Annotated in this window: 19 protein-coding genes; 18 read left to right on the top strand and 1 reads right to left on the bottom strand. The window is 50.9% G+C overall.

Annotated features, from left to right (window positions below):
• Positions 1–58: 58 nt before the first annotated feature.
• Complete coding sequence (locus KKH67_14330; GenBank protein ID MBU1320358.1) at positions 59–1,423, bottom strand: DUF4139 domain-containing protein; 1,365 nt, start codon at positions 1,421–1,423, stop codon at positions 59–61.
• Positions 1,424–1,627: 204 nt separating this feature from the next.
• Between KKH67_14330 and recG the strand changes: the two genes are divergently transcribed.
• From recG to KKH67_14240, 18 genes are all read left to right on the top strand, one after another.
• Complete coding sequence (recG, locus tag KKH67_14325) at positions 1,628–3,718, top strand: ATP-dependent DNA helicase RecG (GenBank protein MBU1320357.1); 2,091 nt, start codon at positions 1,628–1,630, stop codon at positions 3,716–3,718.
• Positions 3,719–3,730: 12 nt separating this feature from the next.
• On the top strand, positions 3,731–3,928 hold the full coding sequence (locus KKH67_14320; GenBank protein MBU1320356.1) for a hypothetical protein: 198 nt from the start codon (positions 3,731–3,733) through the stop codon (positions 3,926–3,928).
• Positions 3,925–4,299 (top strand): DUF1844 domain-containing protein, encoded by a 375-nt coding sequence (locus tag KKH67_14315; protein ID MBU1320355.1) that lies wholly within the window; start codon positions 3,925–3,927, stop codon positions 4,297–4,299. The genes KKH67_14320 and KKH67_14315 overlap by 4 nt, the downstream gene beginning before the upstream one ends.
• A gap of 95 nt (positions 4,300–4,394) precedes the next feature.
• Positions 4,395–5,333 (top strand): UDP-N-acetylmuramate dehydrogenase, encoded by a 939-nt coding sequence (murB, locus tag KKH67_14310; protein ID MBU1320354.1) that lies wholly within the window; start codon positions 4,395–4,397, stop codon positions 5,331–5,333.
• A gap of 217 nt (positions 5,334–5,550) precedes the next feature.
• A complete protein-coding gene (sprA, locus tag KKH67_14305; GenBank protein MBU1320353.1) occupies positions 5,551–11,280 on the top strand; it encodes a cell surface protein SprA in 5,730 nt (1,909 codons plus the stop codon).
• Positions 11,280–12,200: a M28 family peptidase gene (locus tag KKH67_14300; GenBank protein MBU1320352.1), complete on the top strand. Its 921-nt coding sequence runs from the start codon at positions 11,280–11,282 to the stop codon at positions 12,198–12,200. The genes sprA and KKH67_14300 overlap by 1 nt, the downstream gene beginning before the upstream one ends.
• Before the next feature lie 35 nt (positions 12,201–12,235).
• Positions 12,236–12,655, top strand: a complete 420-nt coding sequence (locus KKH67_14295) for a helix-hairpin-helix domain-containing protein (GenBank protein MBU1320351.1) — start codon at positions 12,236–12,238, stop codon at positions 12,653–12,655.
• On the top strand, positions 12,652–13,533 hold the full coding sequence (locus tag KKH67_14290; GenBank protein MBU1320350.1) for a hypothetical protein: 882 nt from the start codon (positions 12,652–12,654) through the stop codon (positions 13,531–13,533). The genes KKH67_14295 and KKH67_14290 overlap by 4 nt, the downstream gene beginning before the upstream one ends.
• Position 13,534: 1 nt before the next feature.
• Positions 13,535–14,083 (top strand): 16S rRNA (guanine(966)-N(2))-methyltransferase RsmD, encoded by a 549-nt coding sequence (gene rsmD / locus KKH67_14285; protein MBU1320349.1) that lies wholly within the window; start codon positions 13,535–13,537, stop codon positions 14,081–14,083.
• Positions 14,083–14,568: a pantetheine-phosphate adenylyltransferase gene (coaD, locus tag KKH67_14280; protein MBU1320348.1), complete on the top strand. Its 486-nt coding sequence runs from the start codon at positions 14,083–14,085 to the stop codon at positions 14,566–14,568. Before rsmD ends, coaD begins: the two co-directional genes overlap by 1 nt.
• Positions 14,569–14,616: 48 nt before the next feature.
• The gene (gene lysS, locus KKH67_14275; GenBank protein ID MBU1320347.1) at positions 14,617–16,071 is read left to right on the top strand and encodes a lysine--tRNA ligase; all 1,455 of its coding nucleotides are present in this window, start codon (positions 14,617–14,619) and stop codon (positions 16,069–16,071) included.
• 3 nt (positions 16,072–16,074) lie between these two features.
• Positions 16,075–17,313 carry a lipoprotein-releasing ABC transporter permease subunit gene (locus tag KKH67_14270; GenBank protein ID MBU1320346.1) on the top strand — a complete coding sequence of 413 codons (1,239 nt, stop codon included), beginning with the start codon at positions 16,075–16,077 and terminating at the stop codon, positions 17,311–17,313.
• Positions 17,314–17,348: 35 nt separating this feature from the next.
• Positions 17,349–18,083, top strand: a complete 735-nt coding sequence (locus KKH67_14265; protein MBU1320345.1) for an ABC transporter ATP-binding protein — start codon at positions 17,349–17,351, stop codon at positions 18,081–18,083.
• Positions 18,084–18,094: 11 nt separating this feature from the next.
• A complete protein-coding gene (locus tag KKH67_14260) occupies positions 18,095–18,598 on the top strand; it encodes a UvrB/UvrC motif-containing protein (GenBank protein MBU1320344.1) in 504 nt (167 codons plus the stop codon).
• Positions 18,599–18,645: 47 nt separating this feature from the next.
• The gene (locus KKH67_14255; protein MBU1320343.1) at positions 18,646–19,695 is read left to right on the top strand and encodes a protein arginine kinase; all 1,050 of its coding nucleotides are present in this window, start codon (positions 18,646–18,648) and stop codon (positions 19,693–19,695) included.
• A gap of 25 nt (positions 19,696–19,720) precedes the next feature.
• Positions 19,721–22,177, top strand: coding sequence for an ATP-dependent Clp protease ATP-binding subunit (locus KKH67_14250; GenBank protein MBU1320342.1), 2,457 nt, complete (start codon positions 19,721–19,723; stop codon positions 22,175–22,177).
• A 103-nt stretch (positions 22,178–22,280) separates the two neighbouring features.
• Entirely contained in the window at positions 22,281–22,541 is a 261-nt protein-coding gene (gene rpmA / locus KKH67_14245) for a 50S ribosomal protein L27 (protein MBU1320341.1), read from the top strand.
• 40 nt (positions 22,542–22,581) lie between these two features.
• Positions 22,582–23,424 (top strand): fumarate hydratase, encoded by an 843-nt coding sequence (locus KKH67_14240; protein MBU1320340.1) that lies wholly within the window; start codon positions 22,582–22,584, stop codon positions 23,422–23,424.
• The last annotated feature ends 7 nt before the right edge of the window (positions 23,425–23,431 follow it).

Genomic DNA, 23,431 nt, shown 5'->3' with positions numbered 1-23,431 from the left:
TGTCAAAGCAAATCTCAGAAAGATTGTGAAACAAATACCAATCATGATATTACCCGATCTAATACCATTTACGCACGATGATTGAGAGTGTTGAATCACCATCGGCGTTGACCGGCACCAGAAACTCGGCAGTAGATGCATCCTTCTTGGTGAACTCGTAGTTCGACTCGCGAACCTCCCAGTACCGGCCGAATTTCTCGACAACCTTTATCGTAACATCTTTGTCCTTATGATTTCTCAGCTTTATTTCAATGGTCTCCTCGGTCATTCTGTCCGTGATCTTCTTTCTATCCATCACATTTCTCTCACCTACTAAGTCGAATGCATTCCCGAGAAACACCTTCAGGTCTTCGTCTTTGGGCGTATGATCTATCATGTCTTCACCCACAAACTCCATCAGACCGTCGGTATCTCTCTTCATCACTCGCAATTTGCCGGCTGGCAGAGGCATCCCGAGTCCAGCCTCTTTCGAATTCGTGAATTCAAGTACGATCCTGATATCCTTCGGATAGCGCCAACCCTCATATTCAAACACCTTCACAACCGGAGTTGTCGCCGGTTCAAACAGAGAAATCTGCTTGATCTCATTGTTCGCAATTGTCGTTGTTCTCGGCAAAGTGTAGAGATGATACTCAAAGAATGACTTCTCTTCGAATGAGGCATCCTCCGCCGACATTGCGGCAAGAGCATAGCCTTTGTCACGTCTGAACGATGGTGGCGGCGGCTGGACGACATTCACATCGCCCGCGATCAACTTCAATTTGGCATCCTTATAGGTAGCCCCCGTGCGATTATCGACAGAAACCCAACCTGAGAGATCGAGTTTGCTGTCATCGTCGGAGACAACTGCCACATATTCCGTATGCCAGTTGATGTTTTGGGTGAGATATGAGACTTCCGCCTTCTGCTTACCGGCCACATCGGAGAGTAATCTCCAGACAAGTGTCGGCTTGGTGATGAGGCCCTCAGGCAGCTTCTCAAATGAAACGTCAGAAATCCACTTCATTTCTATGACTTTGACCCCACCGTCCGTTGTCTTGAGGGTCACGTTGTTGCCATCGAATGCAAGAAGCTCTCCTGAATAGAACTTTCCCTGGTCACCGGCCACAGCCGTAATCTCGATCTCGCTGCCGATGAATTTCGTGAGAATTTTCGACGCGCTCACCAAATCATATTGATAGTTTTGTTCAAGGAGGACAGCCGCGTCCGGCTTATCGAGCAGCTTGAAATGAACGGATGTGGGGTCTATCGAGCTGGGAATATCCGTAAATTCAAGATCAAACTGCCCTTTCTGGAACTGAAGATCGCGGTGCTCTCTGACTAGTCCCAGATCCTGATTATAAACTGTGAGAGCAATCTGCGCCTGGGCTGATATTACCGGTATCAGCAGCAGCGCAAACAGTATTAAACCAAATTTCTTCATGGCGTTGCACCTCCCTCGCCTAACACGCTTATTTCTTATACAATGCACGCAGGTATTCATTCCCGGATTTCAAGGCAGCCGGCGATATTACATGCGCCGACAAACATCACTTACATCAACGGAGACAAGCATTTCAACAAAAATTCTGAAATATTGACTTGCGATATCCTTCAGCGAAATTAACTTTGGAACATGCAGGAAAGGATGATCTCATGTAAGGATCCTGTTCAGTTCGTCAAAGGGGTCGGACCCAAGCGGGCGGAATGGCTGAAAGGCGTCGGTGTGGAGACAGTCTTCGATCTGTTGCGCTACTTCCCCAGACGCTGGCTGGACAGATCAGACATCAAGCCGTTTAAGGCCTTGCAGGAGGGCGAGAAGATATCGACCATAGGCAGGGTCGTATCGCACGGCGTGCTGAAGGGTCGCCGGACAATCTTCGAGGTGCTTCTTTCAGATGGCGAAGGTTACCTCACTCTAACCTGGTTCAAGGGGTATCAGTATTTGCAGAAGAAATTCAAGCGTGACGACCTGCTTGCAGTTTCCGGCACGGTGACATCGTTCAACGGCCCGCAGATAATCCATCCCGAATTCGAGTATCTTGATGATCCTGACAGTACCGACAAGCTAATCCACTCCGGACGAATCATTCCGCTCTATCCCTCAACCGCTGAACTCAAAGGCCGAGGCCTCGACAGCCGGGGATTCAGGCGAGTTATCAGAAATGCGATCGAGAAGTTCCTGCCGTCTGTCGATGACTATCTGCCGCAGAGCATTATCGCTGCCAACCACCTGATGCCTCTGCGCGAGGCACTGGAGAGAATCCATTATCCCGACAGCGATGGAGAGCTTGCGGCTGCAAAAGAGCGGTTGGTTTTCGACGAACTGTTCTTGCTGGAGTTGAGGCTCGCTATCGGAAAAACATTCTCCTCCAGCAAACGGAAACCATACGGGTATGCGGCTCCCTCCTCCCTTCTGAGGGACTTCTACGATCTGCTGCCGTTCGAGTTTACGCGTGAACAAAACAAGGCAATTGGTCAAATATTAGAAGATATGCAGCGTAATTCAGCTATGCACCGTCTTCTGATGGGAGAGGTTGGTTCCGGCAAGACCGTCGTCGCACTCGCGGCGATGCTGTTTGCAGTCGAGAATGGCCACCAAGCGGCAATTATGGTTCCCACGGAACTTCTGGCCGAACAGCATTACGCATCGATCTCAGAGATTGCAGAGAGGCTGAATCTGAGAGTCGCTATGCTGACCGGTTCATTGTCGGCAAGCCAGCGTCGTGATCTGCACGAAGAAATTGCATCCGGAACTTTCAATATAGTGGTCGGCACGCATGCACTGTTTTCGAAGCCGGTTCAGTTTAAGCAGCTCGCGCTCGCTGTAGTCGATGAGCAGCATAAATTCGGAGTGAATCAACGCCTCCATTTCAGGCAGAAAGGGGTCGGCTGTGATCTGCTGGTTATGACAGCAACGCCGATTCCGAGATCGCTTGCGCTGACTGCATATGGCGACCTCGATTTGACGGTTATCGCAGACCTTCCGCCGGGGCGCCTTCCGGTCAGGACAGCGTGGAGGACCGACGAAAGCCGCTCCAAGGTCTACGACTTCATAGAATTGGAATGCAGCAAGGGCCGTCAGGCATTTGTTGTCTACCCGCTCGTCGAGGACTCGGAGAAGCTCGATCTGAAATCAGCCGTGTCGTCGTATGAGAATCTCAAAGATAACGTCTTCGCAGAACTTAACGTCGGACTTATACATGGCAGAATGAGTTTTGATGAGCGCGAGGAGATTTCACACAGATTTCGCGATGGTAAGATTGACATTCTTGTGTCGACTACAGTCATAGAGGTCGGAATTGACATTCCGAACGCGACTGTGATGCTGATCGAGAACGCAGAGAGATTTGGCCTATCCCAGCTTCATCAGTTGCGAGGCAGAATTGGCCGGGGTAAGAACAGAGCGGTTTGCATACTCATGTCTTCTGACGATCCCGGTGATGTTGCGAGGGAGAGACTTGCTGCGATAGAATCGACGAGCGACGGATTCAGGATAGCTGAGGCGGACCTCGAGTTGCGCGGCCCCGGCGAGTTTCTTGGATCGAAGCAGCACGGATTGCCCGACTTTAAGATCGCCAACCTCGTCCGAGATGCGGCCATTCTCGAAAGCGCAAGGAAATGCGCCTTTGACATTGTCTTGAAAAAACATAAATTATCGAGCGAAGAAATGTCGAAACTAAAGAGAGAGGCTTCGAGCCTATACAAACAGGCTCTGGAGTTGCTGACTTCAGGCTGATGGAGTGCCCAGATGGATAAAAAGAGACTGATCAAGGCTAAAGCACTGTCAAAGGAACTGGCGGACGAGGTTAATCATCTCGTGAGCAGTTCTTCGGATTACGATCTCGAGCGCCTGCTTAAGAAGATTGAAGCAGAAATTATGGACGTCCAGCACAATTTGAAGCTGGCATTGAGAATCTCGGAGGATGGCAAGGGAGAAGAGAAGTGACCGAGGATATAAAACCCATGCAGGTGGACCCTCACCTGATCCAGCTAATAGTCTCGCTGGAAGCTGCAGCAATGCAGCAGATGGGAAAGCTGCAGAACTCTATTACAGGGAAAGTCGAAAGAGACCTCGGCCTGGCCAAAAACAGCATTGATATGCTGACTATGATACAGACCAAGACTGATGGCAATCTCACCGATGATGAGGCAACGCTCATGAAGAGAACGCTATTTCAGCTTCGCATGAACTACGTCGACGAGTTGAATTCCGAGAAGAAGGCTGCTTCGGAACGAAAAGGTGACGGACATGCTGAGTCAGACGCGGCCGAGCAGGAGACGGGCGAGAGCACGAATGCGAGCGAAGAGAACAAATAACGGGAACTCCGGACCGGTAATGACGCGTATAATTCGTCGGAGGAGTATTGAATCGACCGCTACGACCGGCCCACAAAACGTAAGCAGAGATTCAGATGCTTGATAGGCTTGCAGAGACGCTCCACAGCAGCCTGAAGGCACGTTTCGGAGCAGCCGCTTCTGAAGACGAGCCGTTGTCGAAACACACCACATTCGGCATAGGCGGCCCCGCGGATATGCTCGTCACAATAACACTTGTTGAAGATATGGTCGATGCGCTCAGGCTCTGCGAGCAGCATGGAGCCGAATATTTCATCCTGGGCGGTGGATCGAATCTGCTCGTGTCAGACAGCGGCTATCGCGGCATCGTACTCAAAACTCAGATCGAGCATTTCGAAAATTCAGGAGGAAGCCTGACTGTCGGAAGCGGACACGGACTGGAGAGTATGATTGACAAGGTCTGCGCACTTGGTCTGGGCGGCATGGAGTCATTGGCCGGGATCAAAGGCTCTGTTGGTGGAGCGATCTATGGCAATGCGGGTGCATACGGCGGCTCAATTTCTGACCATTTGGTATCGGCGACTATAGTGACACCGGGTCAGAAGCCGCGCACAGAGCCGAAAAAGTATTTTGAATTCTCATACAGGAACAGTATATTGAAACGATCTCATGAGATCGTACTGGAAGCAAACTTCGAGCTACCGGCAGACTCGACCGAACGTCTGACCGAAAGGAAACGAGAGATCCTGAATCTGCGGGCGGAAAGGCACCCTGAGACTGATTGTTCGGCGGGGTGTTTCTTCAAAAATATCGAAAAGCCGGATGAGATGCACGGCAAACTCTCCGCAGGCATGCTCCTGGAAAAAGTTGGCGCAAAGAGTGCATGCGTGGGCAAGGCCGGAGTTTACCAACATCATGCCAATATTCTGGTGAATCTCGGAGGCGCCAGAGCCGAAGATGTTAGAGAGCTTGCTGCTGTGTTGAAAAAGAGAGTCAAAGACAAATTTGGTTATACTCTTGAAGAAGAAATTACATATCTTGGCAACTTCAGCTAAGGAGGTCTATCGAGCAGTTTATACAGTTAGAATGTTTTACTGAGGTTGGTCGTAGTTGCGATTAAGACCCGCTTTGAACATCAGGCTTTTATGTCTTGTCTTGCTCCTGTCGATGATCTCGGCGGGCAGTTCCGCTGTTGGGCAATGGCTGTCTATTCCCCTGGATACCAAATCACTTCGAAATGTTCCTATCCCGGCTCCCGCGCATTGGTCGGGTATGTCGATCGCTATCAAGAAATACTCCTGGCTTGACGCCGGCAAAGTCAGACCAGTCGACAAGACCAGAATTGAGCCGGGCACTCTGATGTTCACTTTCACCAGGACATATTCCTTTCACCCAACATTCGCGCCTATCGCTATCCACTATCCGACCTCTGTGGAGCCACGCGAGTTCAACCGCCAGAGAAACGAGACTAATGCGAGCGACTACTGGAAAATAGGCCTGATGAGATCGATAGCGAAAGATCAGGCGGACAAAGCTCAGGGCCTGCTCACTTTCAGCATCCCCATTCACGTACCCAGAGCAGTCGAGGCACTGATCGGCGAAGGTGGTGTCGGTCTTCGAGTCAACGGATATTATAGGGTCAGCTTTGATGGCCGAAGCCAATGGGATGACAAAACACAGGTCGCAGCATTCAAGCAGAGCAAATTCCCCTCCCTGAACATGGAGCAGGTCTCGCAGTTCAAGATCACGGGCAATATCGGTTCAAAGATCGAGGTCAAAGTTGACCAGGACTCGAAAAGGCAGACGGATCTCGATAATCGCATTCAGATCAGATACCAGGGGACCGAGGATGAGATTCTGCAGACTATCGAGGCGGGAAACACAAACCTCGCATTGCCGAATACGCAGTTCGTTGGGTACTCTTCGAGAGTGCAGGGACTATTTGGTATCAAAGCAACCGCGCAGCTTGGCAACCTCGGCATGACGGTAATCACGTCACAGGAGAAGGGGAACACCGAAAAATCAAGTTTCACCGCAGGTGCGCAGAGGAGTGTCAAATATATTCGAGACTATGACTACCTGACGAATACTTTCTTTGATCTCGGAAGAATCGGCGGACCGGCCGATGTCGGCGATACAGACTACGATCTCTTTCGCGGTGTCGACAAGATCGTAGATTTCAGGCTTTACATAAACGAGACAAGAACGGATCTCGAGGTACAGAAGATTCATGGGTTTGCATATATCGATCCCCGCGACACGACCCAATATTCCTCAGAAATCTATGAGACCGACTGGCTGGAGATTGACCGAAACAAATACTTCTTCTATGAAAACGAACTGTATCTGGAGATGCTTACCTACGTGGGCGTTCAGCAGGATCTCGCTTGCTGGATGACTGTCGAGCGTGGTGGCTCAAGGTATGAGGTCGGCAGCCTGTCGAATCCAGACACGCTTCATCTCAAGCTCATCAAAAGAGCCAGCGCTCCGCCCGACGTACCAACGTTCCACTATGAATGGAAACGAGTCTATTCTCTCGGTGCTCGCAACATCGACCCCGACGGATTAGAGATCAAGATATACAAGGGCAAACAGGGAGAGGAAACGCGTGAAGACGCAAACCTGGATCACCAGGACGGAACGCCATACCTCCAGCTCATGGGCCTTGATCAGCAGGACCTCAATGGCAATCCGAACCCCGACGGAAAGCTTGACATCACGGATCAAACGGTGTTTTTGGAAAGAGGATTTCTCTTCTTCCCGAATCGAGAACCGTTTAACAACCCCGATTCTCTCAACGAGGTAGTCCCTGAAATATACAATTCTGTCAATTCCCAGGACATTCGCGAAGCTTCGAAGTATTACATTGCAGTGAGCCTCGCGGAGCGACAGACCGAGTTTTCGCTCGGCAAGATCAATATCATCGAGGGTTCGGAGGTCGTCACTCTCAACGGACGGCGACTCACGAAGGATACCGACTACACAATATACTACGATCTTGGGCGCATAATATTCCGAAGCGAAGAGGTACTGGATCCGAATGCCAATGTCACTGTCGACTTTGAGTATCAGCCATTCATCGCTGCGGAAAAGAAATCATTGTTCGGAGCAAGACTCGAGTACGTGCTCTCTAAGGATTTCAAGTTCGGAACAACGATCCTTTACAAGAGCGAGAAATCGACAGACAGGAAACCGAGAGTCGGGCAGGAGGAGTCGAAGTACCTTGTATGGGACAGCGATTTCCAAACGAGTTTTGAGCTGCCGATTCTGACCGACATGTTTGACATGTTACCGCTGCTTGAAGCGACGACAGATTCCCGCATGACTATCTCCGGAGAGATCGCGCAGAGTGTGCCGAACCCCAACACGCTCGGTGAAGCATTTATTGATGACTTCGAGGGTGCCCGGGAGGCTTATGGCCTCAGTGTCCTGCGGCATGCGTGGACTACGGCCTCTCCCCCGCTTGATGGCAGCGGCTACACTTCGACTGTGAACCCCAGCTTCTTCACAAATGATTCTATCAATCCTCGTTCCAGATTGATTTGGTATAATCCCTGGTCCGAGACACCCGTTACCGATATTTGGAATCGTGACGTACAGGATCGAGACAACCGCACGAATACTATGATAGTCCGCATTGATCCCGACTCTACAGCGCTTGAGGAGTCGTGGGCAGGTATCATGAGACCTTTGGGGCGGGGATCATGGGATCAGAGCAGAACGCAGTTTCTGGAAATCCGCATGCGCCGCCCGTTCGTCGATCCTACGCATGGACAACTGCGAATCTATCTCGGTGAGATCACGGAAGACATCAACGGGAACAGGAAGTGGGACACGGAGGACAAGAACTTCAATGACATACTCGAAGATGAAGAGGATGTTGGACTTGACGGCTGGACGGATGCCCAGGAGAGGGACAGCCTGGGAAGCACGGCAGCCGATCCGTCCCTGGACAACTGGTTCTATTCGGATGACGATAAGGACAACTACGAGGGAATAAACGGAACTCAGAATAATGCCAGCGATCCGGCTCGTGGCTATTATCCTGACTCTGAGGACATCAATCGAGATAAGTCACTCAACACTCGCAACAACTACTATGAATACGTCCTGGACTTCGCCAACGACACCAAGTATCTCGTTGAGAATTCGCAGAATGAACGAGGCTGGGTAACATACAGGATCCCACTCGATGAGCCTGACGATTCAGCCGGCGAGGCCACACTGGACCAAGTGTCCTTCGCGCGTATCATACTCACCGGATTCTCTCACAGAGATTCGCTCGAGTTTGCTTCAATGGATCTTGTGTCCACAAGATGGCTCGTTCAGCCTCTCGAGACTCCCCTTCCTCAGGCATCGATGTCTGCGGGTGCATCTGAAGATGAGGAGACAAGGTTCGACGTCTCTGTCATCAACACAGAAGAATTTGCGGACACAGTTTACACTCCTCCTCCTGATGTGGAGGGATACTACGACAAAGTCAACGAGACACGCGAGAAAGAGCAGTCGCTGTGGTTGAGGTTCTTCAATTTTGACCCCGGTACCAGAGGAATCGCCGAACGCATATTGTTCCGGGGAGAGAACTACGCCGGCTACAGGCGACTTCAGATGTATGTCCATAGCGCGACTACTGCCGATTCATCGATTGAATTCATCTTCCGCATGGGTACCGATTCTCAGAATTTCTATGAATTCCACACGCGAATCTACGGCACGGACAGCACATCGCTCGGCAAGAATTACTGGGATCAGCGCAACTGGGTCGACATCGACTTCGATGCAATAACACAGGTCAAAGACAGCCTGCTCAAGTTAAGACAGGAAATTGCAGATACGAATTACCTGTCAGTCGGCCGCTACGGGGTGAAAGGCAACCCTCGGCTCACGAACATTATCTATCTTGCGGCGGGCGTGCAGAGGTCCGCCGACGCTCCGCCCGATCCGGAATCGGGTGAAATTTGGCTGGATGAATTGCGCGTCACTGACGTCAGGCGCGACAAGGGAGTCGCGAAACGAATCAGCGTCACAACAAGTATCGCTGATATTGGATCATTCTCCATGAACTACAGGAAGAAAGACGCTTTCTTCAGGCAGCTTACGGCAGCGGACAGGAACAATCTGGGAGCGGGGAGTGAAGAAACATCCCTGTCAATTTCCACGAGCTTCAACTTCGACAAGTTCCTTCCCCCGCAGTGGGGTGCAAGGATACCCATATCCTACTCGTGGAGCAAGAGCGTAAGAGTCCCGAGATTGAAGTCAGGCTCCGACATCGTCATAACCGAGAAAGATCGTGAAGCAGAGACTTCTCGCAACTATTCAAACAACTTCCGGATATCATCGAAATTTGCAAAGAAGACGAACAATTGGCTCTGGAACCTCACTCTCAACAAGATCAACACGAGCTTTTCATATTCCTCTTCTAATGCACAATCTCCCACACAGCCGAAAAGTGAAAGCGAGAATTATGCCGCTCACGCCGACTATTCTCTGAACCCGGGCAACAAGACGATACGGATATTCGGCTGGACTTCATTCATTCCGTTCTTCCCATCTGCCATCACAAATACGGCGCTGGGATATTCCCCGAGCAGGCTCAGCTTCAAAGGTGATGTCTCGCGGAAGCAGACTCTGAGCGTTAACAATGAAGGCCGGATATTCTCGACATATGATCGACGATTCACGGGATCGGGTTCAGCGCAATATAATCTCTTCGGATCTCTGCCGCTGAGCTTCAATTTCTCGACAGACAGAGACCTGAGGGATCCCGAGACCCTTAAGTTCTCTTTCAATCCGAAGGAATTCAAACTCGGCGTCGAGTTGGTGCGCCGCCAGTCCTTCACTGGAAGTTACGAACCAAAGATATTCAATTTCTTGTCGACCAAGCTGAGTTACAAGTCTTCTTATGATGAGAACTCCGATCCTAAGCGTTACAAAGATGGTTCAAGACTCGCATCGACCAGTTCGAACTGGACCTTGTCAAGCAAGTTCGACTCTCAGAGGTTCTTCGGCGCGGGTTCGAAAGGTAAAGGAGGCTCCGGAAAAGGCGGGGACTTCGTTCTGTTCAAGCCGTTCCTCTTAATCATTCGACCTATCTCCAACAGAATCGACCCCGTCACTCTCAGTTACAGTCAGGACAATCGCTTCTCGAGCTCAGGACTGGTAGATCGTCCGTCATTGAAGTTCCAGTTCGGCTTCACCAAGGATCCTGGAGTTGAGATCATCCAATCATCTGGAAGCAGCGTTAGTCGCTTCACTGACTCGAAATCCGAAACATATTCCGCCAAGAGCGGTATCGATTTCATACTTGGTTCCAAGATCAGTTCCGGTTATTCCAAGAGAACTCAGACGTCACGCGCGAATGATCTTGAGACAATCTCGACTTCATTTCCGGACCTCAGCGTCAACATAGGGCGACTGGAGCGTTTTCGCATCATCGGTTGGCTATTCAAGTCTTTCGCGGTCAACAGCAGCTACTCCAAGAAGCTCGATGAGAGCATCAATAAGAACAGCGGTGATAAAGAAAAAGAGAACATAACGCACAATTTCGGTCCTCTGCTCGGATTCAATGTGACGTGGCTGAAGTCGGTTCAAACTCAAGGCCGATATGAGGTTTCCCAATCGATCAACAAGACGATCACGCAGGGTGTATCGCGCGAGCAGCGCAACTGGTCCAAGAGCATTACGCTTTCCAACAGGTACAGTTTCAGAGCGCCGACGGGGTTTAAGATTCCACTTTTAGGTCGACTGAAGATTCAGAGCACGATGTCTCTTACCATTGACATCTCCCAGCGGACTACTAAATCTGAGCAGGAAGACACCAAGGGTAATGTGAGCCCCGGGAACGAACGCACCGATTTCACAGTCGCGCCGAGAGCAACTTACAGCTTCTCGAGCAATATTCAAGGCGGACTCCAGATGCGCTGGTCCGACACCGAGGATAAGAGGTCTCGCCGCAAATCGCATGTACGCCAACTCGGAATATGGGTTGAAATCAGATTCTGATGAACTATGCTTCAAGGTCAAATCTGCTCGTCGCTGCTGTTCTGTTGATTCTCTTCACAGTCATGTCTTTACCGGGTTGCGGATCTGGCAAAGTGACTTTTGACGGTGACCGCGCCTATGTCTATCTCACTGAGCAATGTGACTTCGGACCGAGGAATCCGGGCTCGGATGGTGCATCAAAGGCACTCGAGTACTTCAAGGCATTCTTCGAGACAAGGCTCGATACGGTCGAACTGCAGAATTTTGAGTTCACCGACACCATCAGCGATACGACTTTTTCCGATCTGACCAACATCATTGCCAGATTCAATCCGGGTCGTCTGCCGCGAGTGCTCCTGTGCGCCCACTGGGATACGAGGCCATATGCCGACATGGACCCGAACGTAGCACTGCAGAATCAGCCGATTCTCGGTGCCAATGATGGCGCTTCAGGCTGCGCCGTACTTATGGAGCTCGCAAATCTACTGCCTCATATCGACTGCCCCTATGGAGTCGACATCGTGCTTTTCGATGCTGAAGATTACGGTGAGTCGGGCAATCTGGACTACTACTGCATCGGCTCTAAATACTACGTTGAAAATATCGATCAGGGACATTACGCGTTCGGAATTCTGCTGGATATGGTCGGCGCAACCGATATGAGGATCTACCGTGAACGATATTCTCATATGTACGCCAAGCGCATCGTCGACCAGGTCTGGAGCGAAGCTGCAGAACAGGGCGCTTCGCATTTTGTCGATTCCATCAAACACACCGTCTATGACGATCACCTCCCCTTTCTGGAAAAAGGTATCCCTGTAATCGACATAATCGATTTCGACTATCCTTCCTGGCACACTCAAGCCGATACTCCCGACAAATGCAGTCCATCGAGCCTTGCCGCTGTTGGCAAAGTTTTACTTGCCCTACTCAGCCGCTGACAATATCTTACGCCAGCGGGATTGTGAGGTAAATAATGAACGACAGGCGCCCTGAACTGTTCTCTAAATCGGACATCAGGGTAGTGTTGTTTCTGACGACTGTTTTCCTTGTGGGCGGAGCCATCGTAATCTATCAGAAGTCAGGAGAAGTGATCTACCCCGAGGTTATTATAAGTCAACTGGAGCAGGATCGCGCGACAACTGACGGAAGCGAAGTAAGAGCAGGACTACTCACTAAGGGAATGCTTCACAAGTACCGGATCAACATCAACACGGCACCAATCGATTCTCTGGTGCTGCTCCCCGGCATCGGGAATTATCTCGCTACGAAAATAATCGAATCAAGAAAGGTACAAGGTCGTTTCGAGAGTGTCGATGATCTCGTGCGAGTCAAGGGCATAGGCCCCTCGAAACTGACAGCAGTCCGGGGCATGATAGAAATCGGTGAAAAATGATTACGCCGTTCAAATATCGACTCGGCATCGAACTGGCACAGGATGCCATCAGGACTGTGCTGCTCGAAGTATCACATAGCAGTTGCATGCTTCTTCGCGCTGATGAGTTCGATATCAGTGTTCCTGAAACAGTCAGGTCAGGAGACTTCGGCAGCGCGCTGCAATCCATATCGCAAGTCGTTCCTTCGAGTGACGGCTTGATTCCGGCGTCAGTAGTTCTTCCGGCGGAGTATGTAATCGAATTCACGATTCAGATTCCGAAGGGGCTGACAATCCGCCGGGATGAGTGGGAGCGCTGGGAGATCGCGACACATCTTATTGGTCGACACGAAGATTATCTCTATGAAAGCATACACTTAATGGACTCCATTTGTGGCAAGTACCAGATTCGCAGGGTAAGGGCGGCTCGAAAGCGAAATGTGAACCACCTGACTGATCAGGCCAAATCGATTGGCCTGCTTATTGATCAGATGTTTTTCCCACAGTCTGTGTGGGGAGATGTCGTTTCCAGCTATTGCGCCAGAGAGGATGCTGAAGCTGCCGAATGTGTGTTCATCGGCAGCAAATGCGCGTATCTTGTCAGAACGTCCCAGCGCCATGTGACCGACCTGCTGCCGGCACATTTGCCGACCGACGGCAAAATGGAGAGATTCGCCGAAACGATCGAGACTCTTCTGTCGTGGCATACTTCCGGATCACGCGCGAGAATAGACAGAGTTGTGATCAACGGAGCTGATGAAGATGAGCTGGCTTCGGAACTCTCGTCGAGACTCAATTTCAGAGGATTTAATCCTGATCACATCTCGAAGATCCTTCATGGAACGATAGACAAGCCCGAACGATTTCTTCTGCCTTTGGCGGCGCTTGGAGTAATTTAACATGAGAATAGTCGCCGGTGAGAAGAAGGGGTTCAAGCTTAAGACTCTTAAGGGACTCGAAGTGAGGCCGACACTTGAGCAAGTCAAAGAGAGCATATTCAACATGATAGCACCGGAAATCGACAATGCTATCGTAGCTGACGTGTTCTGTGGGTCTGGCAATCTCGGACTGGAAGCGCTTTCTCGCGGCGCGAAAAAGTGCTTTTTCGTCGACCTCTCTCGTGACGCACTGAAGGTCGTGAAGGAGAACCTGCAGACACTCGACCTGCTCGACCGTGCCGATATTGTGCGGCTGAAGCTGCCGGATGAATTGGCCAATCTAAAAGGTCTGGATACTGTAACTATACTGCTTGCCGATCCACCCTACGGGACTCCTCTCTCTTCGAAACTGCTCGACATGATTGCGAAGCAGAACCTCGTCAGGAGCGGATGCCTGCTGGTCGTCGAGCATTCAGGTAAGACCAAAATCAGCTTCAACCAGAAGACCTATACACTTCTGAGAGAGAAGAAATTCGGACAAAGTGAAGTATTAATACTGAGGAAGAAGTGATGAGAACCGCAATATATCCCGGCAGTTTTGATCCAGTGACAAATGGCCACCTCGATTTAGTGAGCCGCGCCTCAGGCATGTTCGACAAAATCATAGTGGCGGTTGTAGCCAATGGCATGAAACCGTATCTGTTCGATCTGGAGGAGCGTGTCGAGCTGGTTAGAGGCGCGATCTCATCAATGCAAAATGTCAATGTAGTCCCTTTCTCGGGACTGCTTGCGAAATTCGTCGAAGAATCCGAAGCTGTCGCGATTATTCGAGGCCTGAGAGCGGTATCGGATTTTGAGTACGAATTCCAGCTCGCACTAATGAACCGAGAACTTGCCAACAGAGCGGAAACAGTCTTCTTGATGCCATCCTTGAGTTATGTCTATATATCCTCTTCCCTCATCAAGGAAGTTGCGAAGAACGGTGGCGACATATCGGCGTTTGTACCTGCGGCCGTTGAAGACGCGCTCAGGAAGAAGTTTCCCAATGTCACATAGGATGAACCTATCAATCTGGAGTGAGAATTGACCAGCAATGAGAATGAGATGACGGTCGATCAGCGATCCGTGCGAATAAAGAAGTTGGAAGAACTGCGCAAAGCGGGAATCAATCCGTTTCCGTACAGGTTTGAAGTGTCTCATCGATCTGAACAAGTCAAAGAGAATTTCGAATCGCTCGAACAAAGCGAGGAGCGAATCACTCTTGCAGGTCGTGTAATGACAATTCGCGTGATGGGCAAAGCGGGATTCTGCCACATCCAGGATGATCTTGGGCAGATACAGCTCTATTTCAAGAAGGACGTGGTCGGCGATGAACTTTACGCGCTCTACAAGCAGATTGATATCGGCGATCTAATCGGGTGCAGGGGAAAAGTCTTTCGCACCAAAAAGGGTGAAATGTCCATATGGGTCGAGAGCTTCGAAATGCTCGCGAAATCCCTCCGGCCTCTGCCGGAAAAGTGGCACGGGCTCAAGGATGTAGAGATGCGCTACCGGCAGCGCTATCTCGATCTCATCTCTAATAGAGAAGTTAAGGAAATATTCCTGAATCGAGCCAAGATCATACGGTCGATCAGGGATTATCTCGATAACGATGGGTTTGTCGAAGTCGAAACCCCGATACTTCAGCCGCTATACGGCGGTGGATCTGCCGAACCGTTCACAACCCATCATAACCGTCTCGGCATGGAGCTCTACCTTCGCATCGCCGACGAGCTTTATCTCAAGAGACTGATTATAGGTGGCTTCGAAAAAGTGTACGAAGTCTGCAAGGATTTCAGAAATGAAGGTCTCGACAGGACACACAATCCCGAATTCACGATGATCGAGCTCTATCAGGCGTACGTAGATTATAATGACATTATGGAATTGATGCAGAAGCTACTTGTTCACGCCGCACGCGAAGTCCTGGGCAGAACTACGATCACGTACAAGGATGAAGAGATCGAACTGGACTGCGAATGGGAACGCCTTCCGATGCTCGAAGCAATCAAGAGGTACTCCGGCATCGATGCTGAGAACCTGGATGAGGCCGAATTGAAAGCAGCATGCAAAGAAAAAGGCATCGAAGTTGAGGAGTCGAGAGGACGCGGCAAGATCATAGATGACATTTTCACTGAGAAGGTGCAGCCGAATCTGATACGGCCCACGTTCATTACCGATCACCCGATCGAGATGTCGCCACTTGCGAAAGTGCACCGCGACGATCCCAGGCTGACGGAGCGATTTGAGCTGTTCATCTGCGAGATCGAAGTTGCAAATGCTTTCTCTGAACTAAATGATCCTCTCGATCAGAGAGAGCGTTTCGCGATGCAGAAGCAGCTCTCGAAGCTCGGCGACAAGGAAGCGCAGGTTATGGATGAGGACTTCCTTCGCGCCCTCGAACACGGGATGCCCCCAACCGGCGGACTCGGCTTCGGAGTTGATCGCGTCGTAATGCTCCTGACCAATCAGACGAACATCCGTGAGGTGCTTCTTTTCCCGCAATTGAAACCGGAGTAGGATATGAGGTACGAGCTTTTCATCGCCACCCGGTATATGAAGTCGAGGCAACGGGAAGGTTTCATCTCAGTGATCTCCTTCATCACGATCACCGGCATTACAATCGGCGTCGCGGCTCTGGTGACCGTTCTCTCTATGATGAATGGTTTCGAGTCGGAGGTGCGTGAACGAATCGTCGGTACCCTTGCGCATATTTCGATTTTCACTTTCGATGATGTCGGGATTCAGGAGACGGATAAACTGCTGGAGGAAGTCAGAAAGGTCGATCGCGTCGTGGCCGCTGCGCCTTTCGTCTATTATAAAGCTTCGATATCATCTGCAAAGGAGAATGATGGAACGATGGTGCGCGGGATTGATCCTAATCTCGAGCGCGGCGTATCGAATCTGCAGGAGACAATCACTCGCGGTGATCTCAATCTCGACACACTTGAATCAGGACTGCCGGGAATAGTGCTCGGAGAAACGCTTGCAGAGCGGCTTGGAGTGACCGTCGGATCAAGAGTCGTTCTGATGAGCCTTAAAGATATGTCGCTGGTAGGTGGCGTCACAGGTATGAAAATGCCGAAAGTCGCACAGTTTACCGTGTCAGGTATCTTCTCCAACGGACTTCATGAGTACGACGCATCGCTCTCCTATATAAGCATCACATCGGCGCAGAAGCTGTTCAAACTGGAACAGAAAGTGACCGGTATTCAAATCAAGATCGACGACATGTACAAGTCTGCTCAGGTCGCAGCAGCCCTGAACAGGGACCTCGGCTTTCCATATTTCGCGACTGACTGGACAGAAATGCACAAGAATCTCTATTCATGGATGAAGCTCGAGAAGTACGGCATGTTTCTCGGATTTGCGTTGATAATCGCTGTAGCTGCGTTCAATATCATCTCCACGCTGGTGATGCTCGTCCTTGAGAAGAAACGTGAGATAGCAATACTTAAGTCTATGGGCGCCTTGCGGAAATCTATCTCACGAATCTTCGTGTATCAAGGTCTGGCGACTGGAACGATCGGCACGGTGCTCGGTATCACTTTGGCAGTAATTGTGTGTCTGTTGCAGCAGGAGTTTGGAATAATATCGTTGCCTGCGGACATATACTTCATAAGCAAGCTGCCTGTGAGAATGGAGCCGCTCGATTTCGTGGTGATTTCGGCAACGTCGATTCTTCTTAGCTTCCTGGCTGCTCTCTATCCGGCACACCGGGCGGGGCGTCTCTATCCTGTTGAAATTCTTAGATATGAGTAAATTATACTAAACAAAAGTCACATATGGGCGAAAATATGAATAGTCGTCATGATGCCGCATCGGACGTGGATTCGGAGCGGAAGGACAGCAGCTCAATTGTGATCAAAGCAACGGGTCTCCGGAAGAGCTTTCTGTCAGTGGACGGCTCATTGAATGTACTCAATGGAGTCGACTTGAGCATAGAGCGTGGACAGATGGCTGCAGTAGTAGGTGAATCAGGAGCGGGCAAGAGTACTCTCCTGCACATTCTCGGAGGACTTGATCGCGCTACGGACGGCATGCTGGAAGTCTGCGGTACGGATTACGCAAGTATGAATGACGACTCGATGGCGCAATTCAGAAACGAGAATGTCGGTTTTGTATTTCAGTTTCACCACTTGATGTCTGATTTCACTGCCCTGGAAAACGTAATGATGCCTCTGCTAATACGAGGGACTGATCAAACGACAGCCGAAGAGAAGGCGTCTTACTTATTGGGAAGGCTTGGTTTGTCGGAGAGGACGAGCCACAAGCCGGGCAAGCTCTCGGGTGGTGAACAGCAGCGGGTTGCGGTGGCAAGAGCTCTTGTGACAGATCCGAAGGTTGTCCTCGCGGATGAACCGAGTGGCAACCTCGACACGAAGACTGCATCCGCACTACACGAGATGCTTTGCGATTTGAACAGGAGTATGGGAATCACTTTCGTGGTCGCAACTCATAATCGAGAACTTGCTGAGAGTGCCGACGAGACATATGAACTCTCAGCCGGTGTGACAATTCCCGCAAGGTGAGGAGATAGGATATGTTGTGCCAGGATTGTCAGAAGAACGAAGCCATAATACACCTGACCCAGATCGTGGGAAACGACACGTCCGTTCTGGACCTGTGTGCCAATTGTGCGTCTCGCAGAGGATTCGAGAATCCTCTCAAGAACGCTCCCTTCCCTCTCGGTGACTTTCTGGCGAGCATGGTGGAGAAAACGCTTGCGACGGGTATTGATAGACAGGAGCAACTTGAGTGTCAGAAATGTGGGTTGACATTCTCAGAATTTTCGAAGACTGGTCGTTTCGGATGTGGTGGGTGCTACAGTGCATTCCATGCACCGCTGGACGACTTGCTAAGGAAGATCCACGGATCCAATCGGCACTCGGGGAAGCTACCGTGGGGTTCACCGGACAAGATGAAGCCGTTGAAGGAAGGACGGAAGCTACAGGAAGAGTTGCGCGACGCAGTGCAGTCTGAGAACTTCGAACTCGCTGCCGAATTGCGAGATCGTATTAAGGGCATTGTCTCAAGCGGGCAATAGTCCTTGCACTCTATATTGACGCAAGGTATATTTTGGTAAGAGGAACTATGTTTGAAGAACTGGTAGATAAACCTGCGAAATGGCTGCAAGCCGATGGTACAGACGCCGCAATAGTACTTTCCAGTCGCATCAGGCTGGCGCGTAACGTCGCCGATATCCATTACCCCGACCGCGCTTCCGATGAAATGCAGGCCAAGGCCAAAGAATATGTCCGCTCGGCCCTCGAAGAGAAAGGCATGCTTGACATCGGCAAGTTGTACGAGTCGGAAACAATTGACGATCTCGATCGCAATTTCCTTATTGAGAGACACCTTATCTCGCCAGAGTTTCTCAGGACAAGTACGAACCGCGCGCTGTATGTCAGAGATGACGAATCGGTCTCCATCATGATTAATGAAGAAGACCACCTACGAATTCAATCCTTCCAGTCCGGTCTCGAAATACAGACCGCGATGAATAATGCCGAAAGGACTGACCACGAGCTGGGCAACAAACTCGAATACGATTTCAGCAGCGACTACGGTTTCCTGACATCCTGTCCCACTAATGTTGGAACCGGCCTTCGTGCGTCAGTGTTAATACACTTGCCAGGGCTTGTGTTGACGAATGAGATTGACGGCGTGTTATCTCAGATTACAAAGGTCGGTCTGGCAGTGAGAGGATTTTATGGCGAAGGGTCGGATGTCCTGGGGAATATCTTCCAGGTCTCGAACCAGACGACTTTGGGCCGCAAAGAGGAAGACATAATTGGGTCGCTTGAAGAAGTGACTCGACAATTGATGGCTCACGAGGAAAATGCCCGCACGACTCTGATCAGGGATGCGGGAGAAGAGATAAAGGACAAGATATGGCGCGCATACGGTATTCTGAAACATGCCCGCGTGCTGTCGTCCGGAGAAGCTATGAATCTGCTTTCTGCGATGAGGATGGGAGTTGCAATGGGAATTCTCGACATGCTCCCGCTCCGGCTGATCAACGAGATAATGCTTCTGGTTCAGCCAGCGCATTTGCAGAAATTGCTAAATGAAGAACTTTCACCATCTGAGCGTGACAGCAGACGGGCGCAGCTCGTCCGTGAACGGCTGGCTGACCGGTGATCGACGATAACCAGGGAGGTCTGACATGAATGAGATGTTCACTGAACTAGCGAGGAAGGCAATCGAGTATGCTCGCGATGAAGCTGCTCGACTTCGCCACGACTACATCGGCACGGAACATCTTCTTCTCGGTCTCATACGGCTTGGCGAAGGCCGATCCGTCGAAATAATCAGCAATATCGGACTCGATCTGGCTGACCTAAAGCAGTCGATTGAGGACGTGGTGCAGCCGTCTGGCGGCACGATGACAATGGGCCAGCTTCCCCTGACAGCCCGCGCCAAGAAGACTCTGGAGGTCGCTGGACAGGAAGCGCGCGCGTTGAAATCAAAAGACATTGACACCGAGCACATCCTCCTCGCCCTGCTCAAGGATGAAGAGGGCGTAGCAGCTCAGGTGTTGACAATGTACGACATCTCCTATCAGGAGGTGTATGACGAGCTGAAGAATATCATCAGCGGTAATCCGTCGTCGTTTGCTCGCAAGCGCAAGAAAAGCAAGACTCCAGCTCTTGATCATTTCGGCCGCGATCTGACAGAACTCGCACGGCGCGGAAAACTCGATCCGATTATCGGGCGTGAAGACGAAATCGAGCGTGTCAGCCAGATATTGTCGCGTCGCAAGAAAAATAACCCGGTGCTGATCGGCGAACCTGGCGTGGGCAAGACAGCTATTGCAGAAGGATTGGCGCAGAGAATCGTCCAGGGCAAAGTCCCGCAGACATTGGAGAACAAGAGGCTGGTGACTCTCGATATGGCTTCGCTGGTGGCTGGCACCAAGTACAGAGGCCAGTTCGAAGAGCGGTTGAAAGCTGTCATGAACGAGATAATCAGCTCGAAAGATGTAATCATCTTCATAGATGAGTTGCATACCATAGTCGGTGCCGGTGGTGCCGAGGGATCATTGGATGCTTCGAACATCTTCAAGCCTACTCTGTCGAGAGGCGAATTGCAGTGTATCGGCGCCACGACCCTCAACGAATACAGAAAATATATCGAGAAAGATGGCGCTCTCGACCGCAGGTTCCAGACTGTTATGGTCGAGCCACCATCAACCGATGATACGATCAAGATTCTTCAAGGTCTCAAACAGAAATATGAAGAGCATCATAGGCTCGAAATTAGCGACAGCGCGATCGAAGCGGCGGTGAAGCTCTCGGATAGGTATATTACCGGGAAATTCCAGCCGGATAAGGCCCTCGATATTATCGATGAAGCCGGTTCGCGCGCGCATTTGTCGACTTACACCAAACCGCAGGAGTTCACCGATTTTGAGAATGAAATCGAAGAACTTTCCAAGCGGAAGGAAGATGCCGTCAAGAATCAGGAGTTCGAACGCGCCGCTCATCTGCGAGACGAATTGAAGGCAAAACGCGAGAAACTCGAGCAGATGAAGCAGGACTGGCACGCCGCCCGCGAAGAAGAACAGATCGAACTCACCAGCGAGGATGTCGCGGCAATCGTCTCCCAAATGACGGGCATCCCATTGTTCCGTCTTGAAGAGAAGGAATCACGCCGGCTTCTCCGAATGGAAGAAGAACTGCAGAAGAGCATTGTCGGCCAGGATGAAGCTATTACGGCCATCACGAAAGCTATCAGACGCGCACGTGCAGGGCTCGGCAATCCGAACCGGCCAATTGGGTCATTCATATTCCTCGGGCCGACAGGAGTTGGCAAGACCGAGCTCGCAAGAGTGCTGGCAGGTTTCCTCTTTGAGGATGAAAACGCTCTCGTGCGGATCGATATGTCGGAGTACATGGAGAAGTTTGCGGTGTCGAGACTTGTCGGAGCGCCTCCCGGCTACGTCGGATATGAGGAAGGTGGACAGCTCACCGAGAAAGTCCGCCGCCATCCCTACTCGGTGGTGCTGCTCGACGAAATCGAAAAGGCTCATCAGGATGTGTTCAATATCCTTCTACAGCTTCTGGATGACGGCAGCCTGACCGATTCGTTCGGCAGGAAGGTCGACTTCAGAAATACTGTTATAATCATGACATCGAATATCGGCACTAGGCAGATATTTGATTCCAAAACGCTCGGCTTCAAGTCGGGTGATGCGGATCGGCCGGATCACGAGGCAATGCGGAAGCGTGTCACCGAGGAGTTGAAAAGGATATTCAATCCGGAACTCCTAAACCGTATTGACGAGACAGTTACGTTCCACCAGCTCACGAAGGATCACATAAAGAAGATCATCGAAATCCAGCTTTCGGATGTCGGTAAGCGCTTGGCTGACAAGGGCATATCTTTCACTCTCTCGCCAGCGGCCAAAGAGTACATTGCCGACAAGGGTTATGATCCGCATTTTGGAGCCAGGCCCCTGAACCGCGCTATCCAGAAATTCCTTGAAGATCCGCTGGCCGAGGAGATTCTGCGCGGCCAATATGCAGGCGACTGTGATATCCTTATCGACTTCCCGGAAGGGTCTGACGGGTTGAAATTCACGTTCAACCCGAATCCGTCGGAAAAGCCAGTGGCTCGATAGATTTTTCGCTTGCCATTTCGGCAAATGCTGTTATATTTGCCGTCTGATTTTGAAAAGCCCAAATTACAAGATTTGGGCTTTCTAATGTGGACGGGAGGAAAGAATGGCTCATAAGAAAGGTGTTGGATCGTCCCGCAACGGGCGCGACTCCAACGGACAGCGGCGAGGCGTGAAAGCTTACGGCGGAGAATTCGTAACCGCCGGCAGCATTATTGTACGTCAGTGCGGCACCAAATTCCATCCCGGGGAGAATGTCGGTCTGGCAAAGGACTTCACGGTTTTCTCGCTCGTCGATGGGCATGTGAAGTTCTCCCGCAAGGGCCGTGACAAAAAAGTCATTTCGGTTGAAGCAATCTCCAGCTAGTCCTTCTCCCTCTCTTCAGTCTTACCAGCAAGGAGCAGCTATGCGTGAGATAAACGTTAGTGAAATAATTCCCAAGGTCAGGCAGATGTGCATGGAGGCGAACTACTTCCTCGGGAAGGATGTCCTGAATGCGCTCAAGTCTGCCGCTCAGAGCGAAGAATCTCCGGTCGGCAAAGGTATCCTGGGTGATATTGTCAAGAATGCAGAGATCGCACATGACCAGCTTGTCCCCATGTGTCAGGATACCGGCTTCGCAGTCTTTTTCGTTGAGGTGGGACAGGATGTCCATTTCACCGGCGGTTTGATTTCTGATGCTATCAACGAGGGTGTCCGCCAGGGTTACAAAGATGGCTACCTTCGCAAATCGATACTCGGCGATCCGATCCAGAGAGTCAATACCGGTGACAACACACCGGCTGTCATCAACTATGAAATAGTCCCCGGCAACCAACTGAAGATCATCTTTGCTGCCAAGGGTGGCGGCTCGGAAAACATGAGCGAAGTCAAGATGATGAAACCATCAGACGGCGTCGAAGGCCTGAAGGAATTCGTCATCGACAGAGTGAAGCGCTCTGGCGGCAATCCCTGCCCTCCGATCATTGTCGGTATCGGCGTTGGAGGAACGTTCGACAAGTGTGCACAGCTTTCCAAGAAGTCGCTTCTGCGCGAGGTCGGTTCAAAGCATGCTGATCCATACTATGCTGCTCTCGAAGAGGAGCTTCTCGAAAAAATCAACAAAATCGGAATCGGCCCACAGGGACTCGGTGGCCGGACAACTGCGCTCGCGGTTTTTATTGAAGCGCATCCGTGTCATATCGCGAGCTTCCCGGCCGCAGTCAATATACAGTGTCATGCCGCAAGGCATAAAGAAGTCATCATCTGATTGGAGA

The organism is Candidatus Zixiibacteriota bacterium (genome assembly GCA_018820315.1).
GTDB lineage: Bacteria > Zixibacteria > MSB-5A5 > JAABVY01 > JAHJOQ01 > JAHJOQ01.
This window is presented reverse-complemented; position numbering and strand designations above follow the sequence as displayed.